This is a genomic window from uncultured Phyllobacterium sp. (assembly GCF_902479695.1).
Lineage (GTDB): Bacteria > Pseudomonadota > Alphaproteobacteria > Rhizobiales > Rhizobiaceae > Phyllobacterium > Phyllobacterium calauticae.
On sequence record NZ_CABSQF010000031.1, the window covers coordinates 37,817 to 52,981 of the forward strand.

Sequence of the window (15,165 nt, forward strand, 5' to 3'; positions counted from 1 at the left end):
ATCGCGTCCACAGTGGTCAATCAAATGAAACCCGCTATGGCGAACATTGACAGACTAATGGTCTCTCGGAGGTGGGTCCAGCCACATCCATCCACGGCAACAGCACATCGCCCTCAAGCAAAGCAGGAATTGTTGGTTTGTCAGTGCTGCGGCTGCCTGAAGTTGATATGTTGACGCTGTCGACTGAACCGGTCTCCAATCTTCGTTGACCAACCGGGTGGGCCAACCAGGGTCCGAACCCGCTTCATGAAATTTTCGCGCTTTCTTGAGACTGCTCTTCACCCCGAGAAATCAGCCGCTCGACGATGAATACAAGGCATCCCGCCACCGTCAAACATGCCGCGAGAAAGAACATCGGTGCAATCGTGCTGCCCGTCGCATCCTTTATCCATGGCACGACGTTTTGGGCAATGAACCCGCCCAGATTGCCCACCGAATTGATCGCGGCCAACCCTGCTGCCGCGCCGGCGCCTCTGAGAAACCGCGAGGGCATGCTCCAGAACACGGGTTGCCCGGCGAATATTCCACCGGCGGCAAGGCAAAGAAAAGCAAACTGCAGCGTCTGATTGGAAATCACGGCAGATAAGACCAGGCAGATCGCGCCAAAAAAGGCTGGTACGACGATGTAGGGTGTCTGCCAGCGTGCCCGCGCCGCCATATGCGGCACGACATAAAGCGCCACAGACACCACCACCCAGGGAATGATGTTCAGAAAACCGTTGGCAACATTGCCGATGCCGAAGCTTTTCAGAACGGTTGGCAACCAATAGCTCAAACCATAGGCCGAGAGCGGAAAGCCGATGAAACATACCGACATGAGCAGGACACGCGGGTCAAGGAGCGCCTTGAATGCATGGCCGCCTTCCGTCCCGAGATTTGAATTCTCGTCGTCGATGCGCTTTTTCAGCCAATCCTTTTCCGCTGCTGTCAGGAATGTTGCCTTTTCCGGCCGGTCGTCCAGATAGAACCACGTCACGATCCCGGCAATCACCGCGGGAACGCCGGTAACAAGAAATACCCATTCCCAGCCTTTGAGGCCAAGAAGGCCATCCATGGCCAACAACGATCCGCCAAGCGGCGCTCCGATGGCATTGGCAACGGCACTGAATATCATGAAGAGACCGACCATTGCACCGCGATAACGCGCTGGATACCACAGCGTCATCAGATAAAGCACGCCGGGGAAAAAGCCGGCCTCACACACACCCAGCAGAAAACGAAGGACGTAAAACATGCCGGCGCTCTGCGTGAATGCCAGCGCTATGGTCACCAGGCCCCATGAGACGAGAATTCGGGCGAACCATCGGCTCGCACCGAATTTTTCCAGAAACAGGTTGCTTGGAACTTCAAAGATGAAATAGCCGATAAAAAACAGCGACGCTCCAAGCCCATAGGCATACTCGCTCATGCCGAGAGCATCGACCATCTGCAGTTTGGCAAAGCTGACATTCTGCCGATCGATATAGGCGATCAGATAGAGGATGCCGAGGAATGGCATCAAGCGCCACGATATCTTGCTTATCAGCTGTTTTTCTACGACCATGATATTCTCCAAGAGGCATTGTGGGTGAAGCAGCCGAATCCATCAGGCCGGCTGTTGCTGGGCGTCTGTTACTGGTGTTTGTCCGAACCGGCCGAGGCGCCGGGCGTGAAGCTGCACCAGCCGCTCACCGAAGGCGGTCGGGCGCATCGCCGGAGCTCGGTCGAAAACCTCGATCCCAGCCCGTGCGGCGAAGAGGCGTTTGCCGTAACACATCAAATGTTCGATTCCCTGCATGACAAACGCCACGGCGGGCAGCATCTGCGCATAGGTGTCTTCCGCCGATGCCAGATTGCCGGACCTGTAATCCTTATAGGCCCGTACGGCATAATCGATGATGTCCGGCGCAAGGATATAGCCGGCGCAGCCTCCATTGAGCCCATCGATCAGTTCAAGTCCGCCGCGGCCATTGAACACCGGAACGCTGGTGCCTATCGCCTGAATGAGGGTTTCGACATCCACAGCCGATGCCTCGGCTTTCAGCAGGCGGATATTGGGGTGACGCGTGGTAAGAGCCGTCATATCCGCTGCCCCGAGGCCGCGGCCCAGAAATGCCGGCGCATTCTGTATGGCGACGGGCAATGACGTGGCATCGGCCACCCTTCCGAAAAAGGCTATGTATTCCTGTGCATTGAAGCTTCCGGCAATGGGCGGCTGGAGGATAACCCAGTTCGCCCCCACCCGTTCGGCATGGCGCACCTGCGCGATCTGTTCGGCAACAGACGTGCCGAAGATCGTAAAGGCCAGCGGCAGGCGTCCGGCATTGTCCTCGGCCAGCCAATCCATAACCGTCCGCCTCTCATGTTCGGTCAATTTGGCGACTTCCGTCGCCAACCCAAGCGCGGCGATACCCTGCACGCCGGTCGAAATGGCAATCTCGGTCTGCTTGCGCATGGCTTGGCGATCGAGTTTTTCGTCCCGATTGAAGAAGGCGTACAAAATGGCGTGGATGCCGGAAAAATCATTGGATGTAGCGTTCAAAATTGTTTCCCCAGAATAGGCAATGGCAGATTGGAACGAGCACGGCGTGCAAGGGCAATGCCCAATATCCCGCCGATGACAAGCGCAGCAGCAACAAGGCCCAAGGCTATATTATAGTTGCCTGTTGCCTGCCGGATGCTGCCGATAACCGGTGGCAGAGCAAGACCGGCGACATTCGCAAGGGCGTTGATCAACGCGATGGAGACAGCAGCGGCAACGCCGGATACATATTCCGTGGTGACAGCCCAGAATATCGGAATGACCGCCCAGTTCAGTCCAACAGAAAGAACGAGCAAGGCGTAGCGGACATAGATGTCGCCGGAAAAGATTGCCGCGATGATCGCAACGCCTGATGCGACAAGAGGAAGGCCGAGATGCAGAGCTCTTTCGCCGGTCGCATCGGAATGCCGGCCATTGAGAAACATGAAAATGCAGGCTGCAACAAATGGCACTGCTGAAAGCAGACTGACGATCAGATTGTTGCTGCCCGACAGATCTTTGACGATCAAAGGCATGAAAAGTGTCAACCCGATTGTGCCGAAGGCCTGCAGCAGCCAGAACACCGCCAGCAACCAGATGTGCATATCAGCAAACGCTGCAACCCACGAGGTCTTGTGTGATACAACCGCCGCCTGTTCGCTCTGGATCGCCTGTTCCAGACCGCTCTGCTGCTCCGGCGTCAGCCAGCGTGCATCGGCGGGCCGGTCCGGCAGGAACCTGAGAACCAGGAAACCCAACAGGATGGCCGGTACGCCTTCGATGAGGAAAACCCACCGCCAGCCCGAAACGCCCAGTACACCGTGGGCATTCAACAGCAATCCTGAAAGAGGCAAGCCGACAACGGAAGCAAGGGCGGCGCCGATATAGAAGAACGACATGGCATGGGCGCGATCCCTCGATGGATACCATCTGGCAAGGTAGTAGATGATCCCCGGTGTAAACCCGGCTTCCGCTGCGCCCAGCAGAAGCCGCATGCCGTAAAGCTGGTAAGCGCTTGTTACCAGCGCCATGCCTGCGGCGATGATTCCCCATGTTACCATGATGCGGGCGATCCACCGGCGTGCGCCAAATCGCGTCAGCGCGATATTGCTGGGAATTTCGAAGACGATGTAGGTGGCAAAGAACAGGCCAGCCGCAATCCCGTACATGCGCTCTGTCAGTTGCAATTCCGCGTTCATCCCCAATGCCGCTACGGAGATGTTCGACCGGTCGATATAGGCGACCAGATAAAGCAGCATCACAAAGGGCAAAATGCGTCGGTTGACGCGCCTGATCGCGTCGGACGTGTTGTAAGCAGTCATTTATTCCTCCCCAGAGCCGCTCTCCCAAGCGGCCTATCAAACATCATACGTTTAACATATGATGTTTGATAGGCAAGAAACTTTTTTGGAGTTCCACCCCGATTGTGTATGGGTGATGAAGCACGCAACAATTGGTCGATGAGGTAAAAGCCATGAGAATCCGGAAGCCGAACCGAACCCGGATTGTAGTGGCAGCGCTCGGGGCCCGCATCGCAAGCGGCGAGTTTGCGCCCGGGGCACTCCTGCCCTCGGAAACGGTGCTTGAGCAAGAATACGAGGTCAGCCGTACCGTCATTCGCGAAGCCACCAAGATCCTGTCGGCCAAAGGCCTGGTGACCGTGCGCCAGCGACATGGAACCCATGTCAACCCGCGTGAGCAGTGGATGTGGATGGATGGCGAGCTCATCAGCTGGCTGGCAAACGGCAAGGCCGCCAAGAGTGATCTCCTGGCATTCGCCGAGGCACGGCAGATCATCGAGCCTGGCGCTGCAGCTCTTGCCGCCCTGCGGGCAACGCAGAAACAGCGCGCGGAGATCGTCGCAGCCTATGAACGGATGAAGACAGGCCGCGCATCACCGCAGGAGGCCATACTCGCCGACAAGCAGTTCCATCTCGCAATTCTGGACGCAACGCACAACCCTGTTTTGCAGAGCCTGCGCCAGACGATCGAGTCCATTCTCGATGCCATTTTTCCCCATACGGTTGGCACATTCACCCACAACCTCGACAATCACGGCGAGGTTGCCGATGCGATAGCGCGCGGCGATCCCGAAGCCGCACGCGCCAATATGGAGAAGGTCCTGCAGCATACCACGGGGTTTCTGCAGTCCGTCGGTTGAAGCGAGCGAAGCTTCAATGGCTCTCACGCGGTATCCCGGCACCGCGACACCCCACCAGAAAATCAAGGTCAGCCCCGCGGTCAGCCTGCAGAACACGCTCTGTATAAAGATGCTGGTACCCGCCTTCCATAGCCGGGACAGGAGCCTGCCAGGACTGACGGCGCAGGTCCAGTTCAGCGTCAGACACATCCAGATGAAGTTTGCGTGCTTCGACGTCGAGTTCGATGAAGTCGCCGTTGCGCACCAGGGCCAGCGGACCGCCGACGGCCGCTTCCGGTGCGACGTGGAGGACAACCGTCCCGAATGCCGTCCCTGACATACGAGCATCGGAGATACGCACCATGTCGCGCACGCCCTTCTGCAGCAGCTTCTGCGGCAGAGCCATGTTGCCGACCTCGGCCATTCCAGGATACCCCTTGGGGCCGCAATTCTTCAGTACCATGATGCAGGTTTCGTCAATATCCAGCGCCGGATCGTCAATGACGGCCTTGTAATGGTCGATGTCTTCAAAAACCACGGCACGCCCGCGATGGCGCATGAGTTCAGGCGATGCAGCGGAGGGCTTTATGATCGCGCCCGAGGGCGCAAGGTTGCCGCGCAACACAGCTATGCCGCCTTGCGCCGTCAAAGCTTTTTCCGTCGGACGGATAACTTCCGGATCGAAATTTTCCGCCTGGGCAATGTTTTCGCCCACGGTTTTGCCGGTGACGGTCATTGCATCAAGCTCGATCAGGGCAGCTATCTCTTTCATGACGGCCGGAAGTCCGCCTGCGTAACAGAAATCCTCCATCAGGAAACGCCCCGACGGCATGAGATCAAGGATGGTGGGAATGTCGCGGCCGAACCTGTCCCAATCGTCGAGTGACAATTCGCAACCGATCCGTCCGGCAATGGCCAGCAGATGAACGACGGCATTGGTCGAGCCCCCGATAGCCCCGTTTATCCGGATGGCATTGGCAAACGCCTCGCGCTTCAAGATCGCCGAAAGCCGCAGATCTTCATGCACCATCTCAACGATACGGCGCCCGGTCATGCGGGCAAGGCGTGCGCGATGCGCATCGACCGCCGGATAGGCGGCATTTCCCGGCAGGGCAATTCCCAATGCCTCAACCATCGATGCCATTGTCGACGCAGTGCCCATGGTCATGCAATGTCCCGGCGACCGGGACATGGCACTTTCAGCATTGGCAAACTCCTGTTCGCTCATGACGCCTGCCCGGACATCCTCCGAGAATTTCCACACATCCGTTCCCGAACCGATCTGCTTTCCCTTGAAGCGGCCGTTCAGCATGGGGCCGCCCGATATCACGATGGACGGCAGGTCGCAGGATGCCGCGCCCATGACCAGGGATGGCGTGGTCTTGTCGCAGCCTGCCATGAGGACCACGCCGTCCATGGGATTGCCCCGGATCGATTCCTCGACGTCCATCGACGCCAGATTGCGAAACAGCATCGCCGTTGGCCGCAGATTGGATTCGCCGCAGGAGAAGACGGGGAATTCCAGCGGCAACCCGCCCGCCTCCAGCACGCCCGCCTTGATATGTTCGACGAGACCGCGGAAATGCGCATTGCACGGCGTGAATTCAGAAAATGTATTGCAGATACCGATCACCGGACGGCCATCAAAGGCATCATCCGGCAATCCGCCATTTTTCATCCAGCTGCGATGGATGAATGCATCCTTGCCGTTGCCGCCAAACCAATGCTGGGATCGTCTCTTCGTCATGATAAATGCTCTGTCTTTGCTAATTGTTCGGGTGTTGCTGCTGGCTGAGACCGCCGTCCACGACAAGGCAGGCGGCGTTCATGAACGGGCACTCATCGGAAATCATGAACACAGCCGCCTGCGCGATCTCCTGCGGTGAGGCGATGCGCCCGCCCGGATGAAGGGCGAGTGTCTTGGCGCGCGCCACAGCCGGGTCTTCAAAGCTGTTCCAGTAGTCGAGCACCTTCTGCGTTTCCACATAGCCGGGTGCCAGCGCGTTCACCCGCACCCCTTTGCCCGCATATTCGAGTGCAAGCGATTTGGTCAGGCCAAGCAGGGCATGTTTGGCGACCGGATAGGGAAAAGTCTGCGGTATGATCGTAAAGCTGTGTGTCGAGGCGATGTTCAGGATGACGCCGCCACCCTGCTCCAGCATCGATGGCAGTACAGCCTTGCTGCAGTTCCACGCGCCTTTGACATTGACATCAAAGTTGCGGTTCCACTGCTCTTCCGTGGTTTCGAGAGGGGTGGAGAACACATTGATGCCGGCATTGTTGATCAGGGCGTTGATCGCGCCGATTTCAGATGCAGCCTGATTGACGGCGGCAAGAACAGCCGCAGCATCGCTGATATCAGCTATGGCAAATCCAACGGAAATTGACCTTGCCCGCAATTCATCTACCGCGCTTTCGAGCAATGCACGGTCCCGATCGATGAGAAAAAGCCGGGCACCTTCCGCCAGGCACGCCTCGGTGATTGCCAGACCAATCCCCTGCGCAGCGCCTGTGATGACTATCCTTTTTCCGGCAAGTCGGTTCGTCATGGCACTTCACTCCCATCAAGAATTGTCAGTGATAGTCCGCCGCTTATTTCCTCCGCCGGAGCCAGCAATGCGAGCCCCATGGGATCGGCTTCGACCGAGGCCAGCGCATTCGGCGTATGGCTCATCGGCTCGAAGCAGAAGAAACTGCGGTCAGTGTCTGGCGCAAAGAGCATGAACCGCGCGAAGACTTCCGTGGCTTCCACGCTGAGAGAAAGATTGTGCTCCGGCCATGCAATGGTGGCCTTGCCGTCCCAACCCTCGAATGCATTGTTGATCCAGCGATCCGGTAGCGATGTCGAACGTGCAAAAACCATATCCTCGGGCGGCGCTTCAAGGGTATGTGGAAGATGCGATGGCGCCTCCGTCCACCAACGGACTGCCGATGCCTTCAAGGTGGTTTTGGGCGTTCGCGGAAAAAAGGGATGAAATCCAATACCGAAAGGCAGTGTCTCGTCGCCGCTATTGGTTATGGAAAGCTGCATGTCAAGCGTGGTGCCCGTGAGCCGGATTGTTTGCATTGCCCTGTAAGCATAAGGGGAATTTTCATCCGCCTTCCTGCTGAACTCCAGTGTCACCGCTTCAACCGATGCCTCCAGCACATTCCAGTCGCCAAGCCAGCCGTCACCATGGAGATAAAGGCTTTCCTGCGTATTCGGAACGAATGATCGACGCTTGCCGCCAAAGTGGAAACCGTTGCCAGCGACCCGGTTGCCGATTGGAACAAGCGGAAAACATGCCGCCCGTTGCACCGTGAATTCCTGTTCTGTCCCGGTGTAAGGGCGCAGAACGAAACGGCCATCCGACGTCTTGCCATCCACCACCGCGCCGCCCTTTGAGGCGACGCGGACAGTCATATGCGCATTGTGCAGGACCAGAAAATCCGCTGGAACTGACTGTTTCCCGGATGGCATTTTATCGCCTGATGAATGCGCTGGACCGCAGATTGTCGAGCATCACCGCCAAGAGCAGGATGAGGCCGCGCACGATATACTGATAGAAGGCGGGAATGTTCATGAGGTTCATGACGTTCTCCGCAATGCCCATGATCATCACGCCCACAATGACACCCGCCATCGTGGCTCGTCCGCCCGCAAGCGATACGCCGCCGAGAACACAGGCGGATATGACTGAAAGTTCAAGGCCGACTGCCGCATTCGGTTGACCTGATGTAATACGGGACGCGAGCAATATCCCCGCCACGGCACAGACCACACCTTGCAAGGCAAAAATCCAGATTCTGGTCTTGTCGACATTGACGCCGGCAAGGCGCGAAGCCTCCGGATTGCCGCCAATGGCCAGGGTATTCTTGCCGAAGACCGTGCGGTTCAAGACAAAGCCAAAGATCACGAAGAGGCCAGCAAGTATCCAGACCGGCGTCGGGATGCCGAACAATTTCGAGAGCGCCAACTGATAGAAACCCGGATCATTGATACCTATGGCGCGCCCATCCGACGATATCAGGGCAAGGCCACGCACAATCTGCATGGTCGCCAGTGTGGTGATGAGCGCGTTGATCCTGAACTTTGCAATGACGAAGCCGTTGACGAACCCGACGAACGCACCGCACAGAAGTGCTGCACCGATCCCGACCAGGATTGATCCGGTGGTGTTCGACGCCATGACAGCGACCATCCCGGTGAAAGCCGCAGTCGAGCCGACCGACAGATCGAAGTCCCGTGCTGCGAGACAAAACATCATGGTGCAGGCGACAATCCCCACCGTAACCACCGACTGCAGCAGGCCAAGCATATTGCGTTCGGTCAGGAAATTGGGAACCAGCAATGCCACGATCGTGAAGGCCACGATGAAAATCAGGACGATGCCCTGGTCCCCCAGCAAAATCTTCTTCAACTGATTGGTCATGCCTGTGTCCTCAATACGCAATTTCTGTTGGCTGCTTCACGTCCGGAAGCGCCGCTGCCAGGATCGCATTTTCTTCAAACTGGTCACGGTTCAACCCGGCCGCGATTTTCCCGGCGCACATGACCAGGATACGGTCACAGATACCCATCACCTCGGGCAGTTCGCTCGAAACCACGACGATGCCCATCCCGCTTTCGGCAAGTTCGTAGAGAATCTCGTAGATTTCGGACTTGGCGCCGACATCGATGCCACGCGTCGGTTCATCGACGATCAGGACCTTCACACCCTGCTCCGCCAGCCAGCGACCCAATATGACTTTCTGCTGATTGCCGCCGGAGAGGTTGACGATGTCCTGCTTGCGCGAAGGGGTGCGTACCTTCAGGCGCTTGATGAAGGTTTCCGCAACCTCCACCTCCCTCTTCCGGTCAAGCAATCCGAACGGGCTGTAATGGCGGCGTGACGAAACATTGATGTTCTCTTCGATCGAGCGCCCCTGGAGAATACCGTCATGCTTGCGGTCCTCCGAGCACAGAACAATCCCCGACCGGATCGCCTGACGCGGGTTCCCGGCTTTCACCTGGGCACCGTCGATCGAGGTTGCACCGGAAAACTGCGGATCGGCTCCAAAGACCAGTCGCATCAGTTCGGAACGGCCCGCACCGATAAGGCCGAAGAAGCCGACAATCTCGCCGGCGCGCACATCAAAGCTCGCAGGCTCCGGCAGGCGTTCTCCGGAAACATTCTCCACCTTCAGACGCACGGCGCCTGCCTCACGGCCACGCCAGCCCCAGATATCGTTGATTTCCCGCCCGACCATTTCGGCTACGATCTGATCACGCGTTACACCTTGCAAAGTCTCATGGTGTGCTGCGAGCTTGCCATCGCGCAAAACCGTCAAACTGTCGCAAAGCCTGAAAACCTCATCCAGCCGATGCGAAACATAGAGGATAACCTTGCCTTCGGCCCGCAAGCGGTCAATCAGCGTGAAAAGAATTTCACTTTCGCGGGAAGAAAGCGAAGAGGTCGGCTCATCAAGGGCAATCACCCGTGCATCGAGCATCACTGCCTTGGCGATTTCCACCATCTGCCGTTCACCGATGGACAGCGTCTTTACCTTCTGGCGCGGGTCGATATCGATTCCTGCATTCTTCAGTTTTTCGGTAACATCGGCGAACATTTTTGCAGAGGCAACTACACCCGCCTTTGCCGGGAACCGGCCTAGATACAGGTTTTCCGCCACGCTCAACTCGGGTACGAGCTGCAGCTCCTGGTGGATGACGATCACACCATGTTCGAAGGCGTCTCTTGAAGAGCCATACGCCTGAACGTCGCCGTCAATGCGTATTTCGCCCTCGTTCGCATGCTGATCTCCGGACAGAATTCGGATGAGGGTTGATTTACCGGCACCGTTCTCACCCATCAATCCATGCACGGCACCCTTGCGTACATCGAAACTGATGCCGGACAGCGCTTTCACGCCGGGATAGGTCTTCGTAAGATTTGTGAACTGTAAAAACGACACGTGGCTTCCCCTCCAGCTTGGCGGCGGAACAAACCGCCGCCAGGGATTTCAATATACGGCGAGGATTACTCGATACCGAGTTCCTTGCGTACCTGCTGGAAGGTATCCCGCTTGGCGAGAGCGCCCGATGTCAGGGTAAGCTTTTCCGGCTGCTTGCCGTTCGCCACCCACTCATACATGTTGGTGGCGGTCTCATAGCCATGACGCTTGGGGGAAATGATAACAGTCCCGACAAAACCGGTAGCGGTCGGCTTCTTGAACTCGTTGATCGCCGAGTCCGCCCCGCCGATGCCAACGCCGATCACACCGTCTGCCGGAATGCCCACACTCTCCGTCGCGCGCACAGCGCCGAGCACCGCCTCGTCATTGAGGCCGAAAGCGACCCACTTCTTGATACCGGCATGCGCATTCAACACCACGGTTGCAGCATTCAGAGCAGCTTCGGTATCCGTCTTGGCCTGAGGCGCCGGAAAGATGTTCTCAGCCTTGAAGCCATTTGCCTTCAGCACCGAAATGGCACCCTCGACACGGTCAACGGCCGTCGGCAGCTGATCGTAGGAAACGCGAATGGCCCCCACTTCTTCCGGCTTCCAGCCGCGTGCCTTCATCTCGTCAACGATGCCCTGCCCGACGGCTTCGCCGATCTTGGTGGCGGAAATCCCCATATGCGGCACATCCTCAAGCGGTTTGCCGGCGGCATCGACCAAACGGTCATCGACCGTCATCATCTTGAGATTGTTCGCAGCCGCCTTCGCCACAATGCCCGGTCCAAGCTTCACATCGGGCGTGCAGACGACAAAGCCCTGAGCGCCTTGCGCGCCAAGATTGTCGATTGCCGACATCAGCTTCTCGCCATCCTCAGCGCCAATCTTGACGAGGGTAAATCCCTTCTCCTTGGCTGCCTGGTCGGCAAATTTCCACTCATCCTGGAACCAGGGCTCCTCCGGCTGTTTCACGATGAATCCGATTTTGGCATCCTGCGCACTGGCAGGAACCATGGACACGACAGACATCGTTGCGAGTGCGCCGGCGAGAATCGCCGTCTTGATTAAATTCATTGTCATTCCTCCCAAAAGCACGATCCCGTTTTCCGATCGTGATGGTACAATTAATCATTTTTATCATACTAGTCAATTGCTCTGGTATGATAAATAGTCTATTGCTCGAGGGATTGGAATTCTCGACACGATGATCGATAAGGCTGTGACGCCGTCGCGTCACAGAGGGGAAGAAATGATGAGCCAAGCCACTGATCCGTCGACTGCAGGCGCGCAGAAAACACGCCGCCCCCGCGTGATGCCGGATGTGGTGCGCGCGCTTGCACGTGACATATTTGCCGGCCGTTATCCAAGCGGCAGCCTTTTGCCGCGGGAAAGCGACCTCGGCGACGCCTATGGCGTTAGCCGGACGGTTATCCGGGAGGCGCTGAAGGTTTTGGCCGCCAAGGGATTGGTCAGCAGCCGTCCGCGCATCGGAACAACCGTATGTGATCCGGATAACTGGAACATCATCGACCCCCAGGTGCTGGAATGGCATGCGCCGCACCTCCTGGACGACCGCCTGTTCGACGCCATCCTTGAAACACGCCGCGCCATAGAACCGCTGGTTGCGGAACTTGCAGCGAGCAGGGCCACGCTGCAGGAAATCGCCGATCTCGAGCTTGCCTGGCAGGGCATGGCCGACGCAGCGAACGATGTGGAGCAGTTCTCGCGTTCAGACATAGCGTTCCACCAGATTCTGTACGCGGCAAGCCACAACCCGGTGTTCCGTCAGATTGGCGGACTGATCGACGCGGCACTGAAATTCGTTCTCGAAACCACCGCCACCACTTCCAACGATCAGAGAAGCGAAGCGATCAAAGCGCACCGCGCCATGGTCGAAGCATTGCGGATGCGCGACGCTGCCGCTGCACGCAAGGCCGCCAGTGACATCCTGGACCTCGCCGCACGCGATCTTGCCGCGGCAAAATCCATCAATGCAGGCAAAACCGTTTAAAGGTCAGACAGACGATGAAAATCACCGCACTCAAGACATTCATTGTTCCCCCGCGCTGGCTCTTTCTGAAAATTGAAACCGACGAGGGTGTCAGCGGCTGGGGCGAACCCGTTGTCGAAGGCCGGGCGCACACGGTTGAAACCGCGATCACAGAACTTGCCGATTATCTGATCGGCAAGGATCCGCGTCTGATCGAGGATCACTGGACAGTGATGTATCGCGGCGCCTTCTATCGCGGCGGCCCCATCCTGATGAGTGCGATCGCCGGTGTCGATCAGGCGCTTTGGGACATCAAGGGCAAAGCACTGGGCGTGCCTGTCCATGCGCTTCTCGGCGGCAAACTCCGCGACCGGATCAAGGTATATTCCTGGATCGGCGGTGACCGGCCGGCTGACATCGCCGCCGGCGCCCTTGACGTCACCAGCCGCGGCTTCACCGCACTCAAGATGAACGGCACGGAAGAATTGCAGATCGTGGACAGCCACGACAAGATCGATGCCGTCATCGAGCGTGTCGCGACTGTTCGCCAGGCAGTCGGACCGAACATCGGCATTGCCGTCGATTTTCACGGCCGTGTTCACCGGCCGATGGCACGGGCACTGGTCAAGGAACTCGATCCCTATCGCCTGATGTTCATCGAAGAACCGGTGCTGAGCGAGAACCGTGAGGCGCTCAAGGAAATTGCCGCTTTTTCATCAGCGCCGATTGCACTGGGCGAGCGCCTTTATAGCCGCTGGGATTTCAAGAGCGTTCTTGAGCAAGGGGCCGTTGATATCATCCAGCCCGACCTGTCTCACGCGGGCGGCATTACGGAATGCCGCAAGATCGCAGCCATGGCCGAAGCCTACGACGTGGCGCTGGCACCCCATTGCCCGCTTGGCCCAATTGCACTGGCAGCTTGCCTGCAGCTTGATGCTGTCAGTTACAACGCCTTCATCCAGGAACAAAGCCTCGGTATCCACTATAACAGTACCAATGATTTGCTCGACTACGCCAAGGACAAATCCGTCTTTCACTACGAGGATGGTTATGTGGCAATTCCGGAAGGCCCCGGCCTCGGTATTGAAATCAATGAGGAATACGTCATCGAACGCGCCAAGGAAGGACACCGCTGGCGCAACCCGATCTGGCGGCACAAGGACGGCTCCTTTGCCGAATGGTGAAGACGGGAATGGTGATGTTCAAGGGCCGTCATTTTGATCGATCATTCTGCGATCCATCGCTGGACAATTCTGGCCAGTCCTAAATTGCATGAACGGTTTAATCGCAGGACGCGCATTCTTACCCGCAACTGAAATTTCGACGAGACATATCCCATATAAAGACCCTCGGTTTTGGTGTGGTCGCAGCGGAAACAAACGTCTCATATATTTGCTCGGCATTCTCACATCGGTCGTCGCTGGCTCTTGAGCGATCTCCCAGCCGCCGCGCACTTGTTATCAAGCGGTGGCTTGCAGTGGAATGCGCATGTTGGCTGTCAAATAATTTGAGTTGACCGTTTTTGATGACGAGGCAACACTTGCAATCCACCGCAAGGCAGGAGGAAAAATGATGAATGAGCCTGACCGCTGGCGCCACATGGCAGCCGCGCCGAGAGATGGCCGGCGGATCCTCGTCACGATTCGGCCATCCGAACAGGGGCCGGCAGAAGTCGACCTTGCCTATTGGTCGAAGGGTGATCAGTTCGGCACAGAAGGCTGGCGTGCTTCCGATTCCTCGCCTGGCCGCCTCGTCGAATATGCCGAGCCGGAATTGAAATGCTGGATGCCAATGCCCACTGCCAATCTCGATGGCAGCTCCATGCCGTCACCATGGGAAGGCGACGACGCGCGCGAGCTCGACGGGACAGGGATTTAGCAGCTCGCGCCGATATGCCGCGAGGACTCAACATGGACGCTCAGAATCCTGTTGAGCCACGGGCTTTTATATTCGCTAGAGTCTATCATTCATTGTTTTTATTATATTATTTATCCTAACCCGCACCTATTTCGACGATAGATTCTTTATCATGGACTGATAATCTTCTCTTAACCATGATCCCGAATGCGATATGCGCCTGCCGGGCTGCCTTACAGGGCGAATTTCGTTCTGTGGCCGTGCTGAGGGCTGATTTGCTTGCTTTTCCTGCTTCTGCTCAACGTTTTAAGCCTCCCCTGCCCTTTTCGCTCTGTCCCGTCACCCGCGTACTCGCCGATGTTTTTCTCTTATCGGCATATACAACTGTTCGTTTTCTTGCGTCTTGCGCGTTTGTACATGCTGGATTTGCTGGGGTTTTTCCTGGTGGTTTCGCCCGCGAAACGGTGGGTTGGCGCGTGGCATCGGCGTCATTCCAGCTGCCCTTTGACCAGTCTGACATGGGTGCCATTGGCCCTGAGCTGGGCGAGCAGCATTGGCCAGACGGAGAATTCGCCCTTGGCCGCCTTGTCGGTGAGGGAGCGCAGATACCCGCCGGCCGAATTGATCTGATCGGCCCTTTGCAGGATGCAGGCCATGGCAATGGCGGCGTTTTCCTGGCCGAGCACCGCACAGGCCTCCTCATAGGCGGACGGGCTGACGCCGAGCATGGAGCGCACGACAATGGCCGCGCCCATCAGTT

At 57.5% G+C, this 15,165-nt stretch carries 14 protein-coding genes and 1 pseudogene; 5 read left to right on the forward strand and 10 right to left on the reverse strand.

The features are described 5' to 3' along the window. Positions 1-244: 244 nt before the first annotated feature. Genes RDL77_RS17695 through RDL77_RS17705 form a run of 3 tightly spaced genes read right to left on the reverse strand, consistent with a single transcriptional unit; the run spans position 245 to position 3,822 of the window. Positions 245-1,543, reverse strand: coding sequence for an MFS transporter (locus RDL77_RS17695; RefSeq protein WP_288194005.1), 1,299 nt, complete (start codon positions 1,541-1,543; stop codon positions 245-247). A gap of 42 nt (positions 1,544-1,585) precedes the next feature. Further along, positions 1,586-2,521 (reverse strand): dihydrodipicolinate synthase family protein, encoded by a 936-nt coding sequence (locus RDL77_RS17700; protein ID WP_288194007.1) that lies wholly within the window; start codon positions 2,519-2,521, stop codon positions 1,586-1,588. Next, on the reverse strand, positions 2,518-3,822 hold the full coding sequence (locus RDL77_RS17705; protein ID WP_288194009.1) for an MFS transporter: 1,305 nt from the start codon (positions 3,820-3,822) through the stop codon (positions 2,518-2,520). Before RDL77_RS17705 ends, RDL77_RS17700 begins: the two co-directional genes overlap by 4 nt. 152 nt (positions 3,823-3,974) lie before the next feature. Here RDL77_RS17705 and RDL77_RS17710 point away from each other — a divergent pair, with 152 nt between their 5' ends. Next, on the forward strand, positions 3,975-4,661 hold the full coding sequence (locus RDL77_RS17710) for a FadR/GntR family transcriptional regulator (protein WP_288194011.1): 687 nt from the start codon (positions 3,975-3,977) through the stop codon (positions 4,659-4,661). A 13-nt stretch (positions 4,662-4,674) separates the two neighbouring features. Here RDL77_RS17710 and RDL77_RS17715 read toward each other — a convergent pair whose 3' ends face one another. The 6 genes from RDL77_RS17715 to RDL77_RS17740 all read right to left on the reverse strand — a co-directional run bounded on the left by RDL77_RS17715 (position 4,675) and on the right by RDL77_RS17740 (position 11,632). Further along, positions 4,675-6,387, reverse strand: a complete 1,713-nt coding sequence (locus RDL77_RS17715) for an IlvD/Edd family dehydratase (RefSeq protein WP_223615344.1) — start codon at positions 6,385-6,387, stop codon at positions 4,675-4,677. 19 nt (positions 6,388-6,406) lie between these two features. Next, complete coding sequence (locus RDL77_RS17720; RefSeq protein ID WP_288194013.1) at positions 6,407-7,189, reverse strand: SDR family oxidoreductase; 783 nt, start codon at positions 7,187-7,189, stop codon at positions 6,407-6,409. Next, positions 7,186-8,100, reverse strand: coding sequence for an aldose 1-epimerase (locus tag RDL77_RS17725; RefSeq protein WP_288194015.1), 915 nt, complete (start codon positions 8,098-8,100; stop codon positions 7,186-7,188). Before RDL77_RS17725 ends, RDL77_RS17720 begins: the two co-directional genes overlap by 4 nt. 1 nt (position 8,101) lies before the next feature. After that, entirely contained in the window at positions 8,102-9,052 is a 951-nt protein-coding gene (gene araH, locus RDL77_RS17730; protein ID WP_223615347.1) for an L-arabinose ABC transporter permease AraH, read from the reverse strand. A gap of 10 nt (positions 9,053-9,062) precedes the next feature. Continuing rightward, the gene (gene araG, locus RDL77_RS17735) at positions 9,063-10,574 is read right to left on the reverse strand and encodes an L-arabinose ABC transporter ATP-binding protein AraG (RefSeq protein WP_288194016.1); all 1,512 of its coding nucleotides are present in this window, start codon (positions 10,572-10,574) and stop codon (positions 9,063-9,065) included. Between the two features lie 65 nt (positions 10,575-10,639). Further along, positions 10,640-11,632, reverse strand: a complete 993-nt coding sequence (locus RDL77_RS17740) for an arabinose ABC transporter substrate-binding protein (protein WP_105735011.1) — start codon at positions 11,630-11,632, stop codon at positions 10,640-10,642. Positions 11,633-11,810: 178 nt separating this feature from the next. On the opposite strand from RDL77_RS17740, the gene RDL77_RS17745 reads away from it, so the two are divergent. The 4 genes and pseudogenes from RDL77_RS17745 to RDL77_RS17755 all read left to right on the forward strand — a co-directional run bounded on the left by RDL77_RS17745 (position 11,811) and on the right by RDL77_RS17755 (position 14,426). Then, positions 11,811-12,569, forward strand: a complete 759-nt coding sequence (locus RDL77_RS17745; RefSeq protein WP_288194017.1) for a FadR/GntR family transcriptional regulator — start codon at positions 11,811-11,813, stop codon at positions 12,567-12,569. Between the two features lie 14 nt (positions 12,570-12,583). Next, the gene (gene dgoD / locus RDL77_RS17750) at positions 12,584-13,732 is read left to right on the forward strand and encodes a galactonate dehydratase (RefSeq protein WP_288194018.1); all 1,149 of its coding nucleotides are present in this window, start codon (positions 12,584-12,586) and stop codon (positions 13,730-13,732) included. Between the two features lie 14 nt (positions 13,733-13,746). Further along, positions 13,747-13,855, forward strand: a pseudogene (locus tag RDL77_RS24865) (IS6 family transposase); the annotation flags it as partial. 265 nt (positions 13,856-14,120) lie between these two features. Then, positions 14,121-14,426 (forward strand): hypothetical protein, encoded by a 306-nt coding sequence (locus tag RDL77_RS17755; protein WP_288194020.1) that lies wholly within the window; start codon positions 14,121-14,123, stop codon positions 14,424-14,426. Between the two features lie 467 nt (positions 14,427-14,893). Here the strand turns inward: RDL77_RS17755 and repC are convergent. After that, positions 14,894-15,165, reverse strand: a 272-nt coding sequence (gene repC / locus RDL77_RS17760; protein WP_288192383.1) for a replication initiation protein RepC, incomplete at its 5' end; no start/stop codon positions are given.

Bases quoted from the DNA above. Each gene is read 5' to 3' on its own strand.
- RDL77_RS17740 (WP_105735011.1), bottom strand. From the start codon at position 11,632: ATGAATTTAATCAAGACGGCGATTCTCGCCGGCGCACTCGCAACGATG.
- RDL77_RS17755 (WP_288194020.1), top strand. From the start codon at position 14,121: ATGAATGAGCCTGACCGCTGGCGCCACATGGCAGCCGCGCCGAGAGAT.
- araH (WP_223615347.1), bottom strand. From the start codon at position 9,052: ATGACCAATCAGTTGAAGAAGATTTTGCTGGGGGACCAGGGCATCGTC.
- RDL77_RS17710 (WP_288194011.1), top strand. From the start codon at position 3,975: ATGAGAATCCGGAAGCCGAACCGAACCCGGATTGTAGTGGCAGCGCTC.
- RDL77_RS17725 (WP_288194015.1), bottom strand. From the start codon at position 8,100: ATGCCATCCGGGAAACAGTCAGTTCCAGCGGATTTTCTGGTCCTGCAC.
- RDL77_RS17715 (WP_223615344.1), bottom strand. From the start codon at position 6,387: ATGACGAAGAGACGATCCCAGCATTGGTTTGGCGGCAACGGCAAGGAT.
- RDL77_RS17745 (WP_288194017.1), top strand. From the start codon at position 11,811: ATGAGCCAAGCCACTGATCCGTCGACTGCAGGCGCGCAGAAAACACGC.
- RDL77_RS17720 (WP_288194013.1), bottom strand. From the start codon at position 7,189: ATGACGAACCGACTTGCCGGAAAAAGGATAGTCATCACAGGCGCTGCG.
- dgoD (WP_288194018.1), top strand. From the start codon at position 12,584: ATGAAAATCACCGCACTCAAGACATTCATTGTTCCCCCGCGCTGGCTC.
- RDL77_RS17695 (WP_288194005.1), bottom strand. From the start codon at position 1,543: ATGGTCGTAGAAAAACAGCTGATAAGCAAGATATCGTGGCGCTTGATG.
- RDL77_RS17705 (WP_288194009.1), bottom strand. From the start codon at position 3,822: ATGACTGCTTACAACACGTCCGACGCGATCAGGCGCGTCAACCGACGC.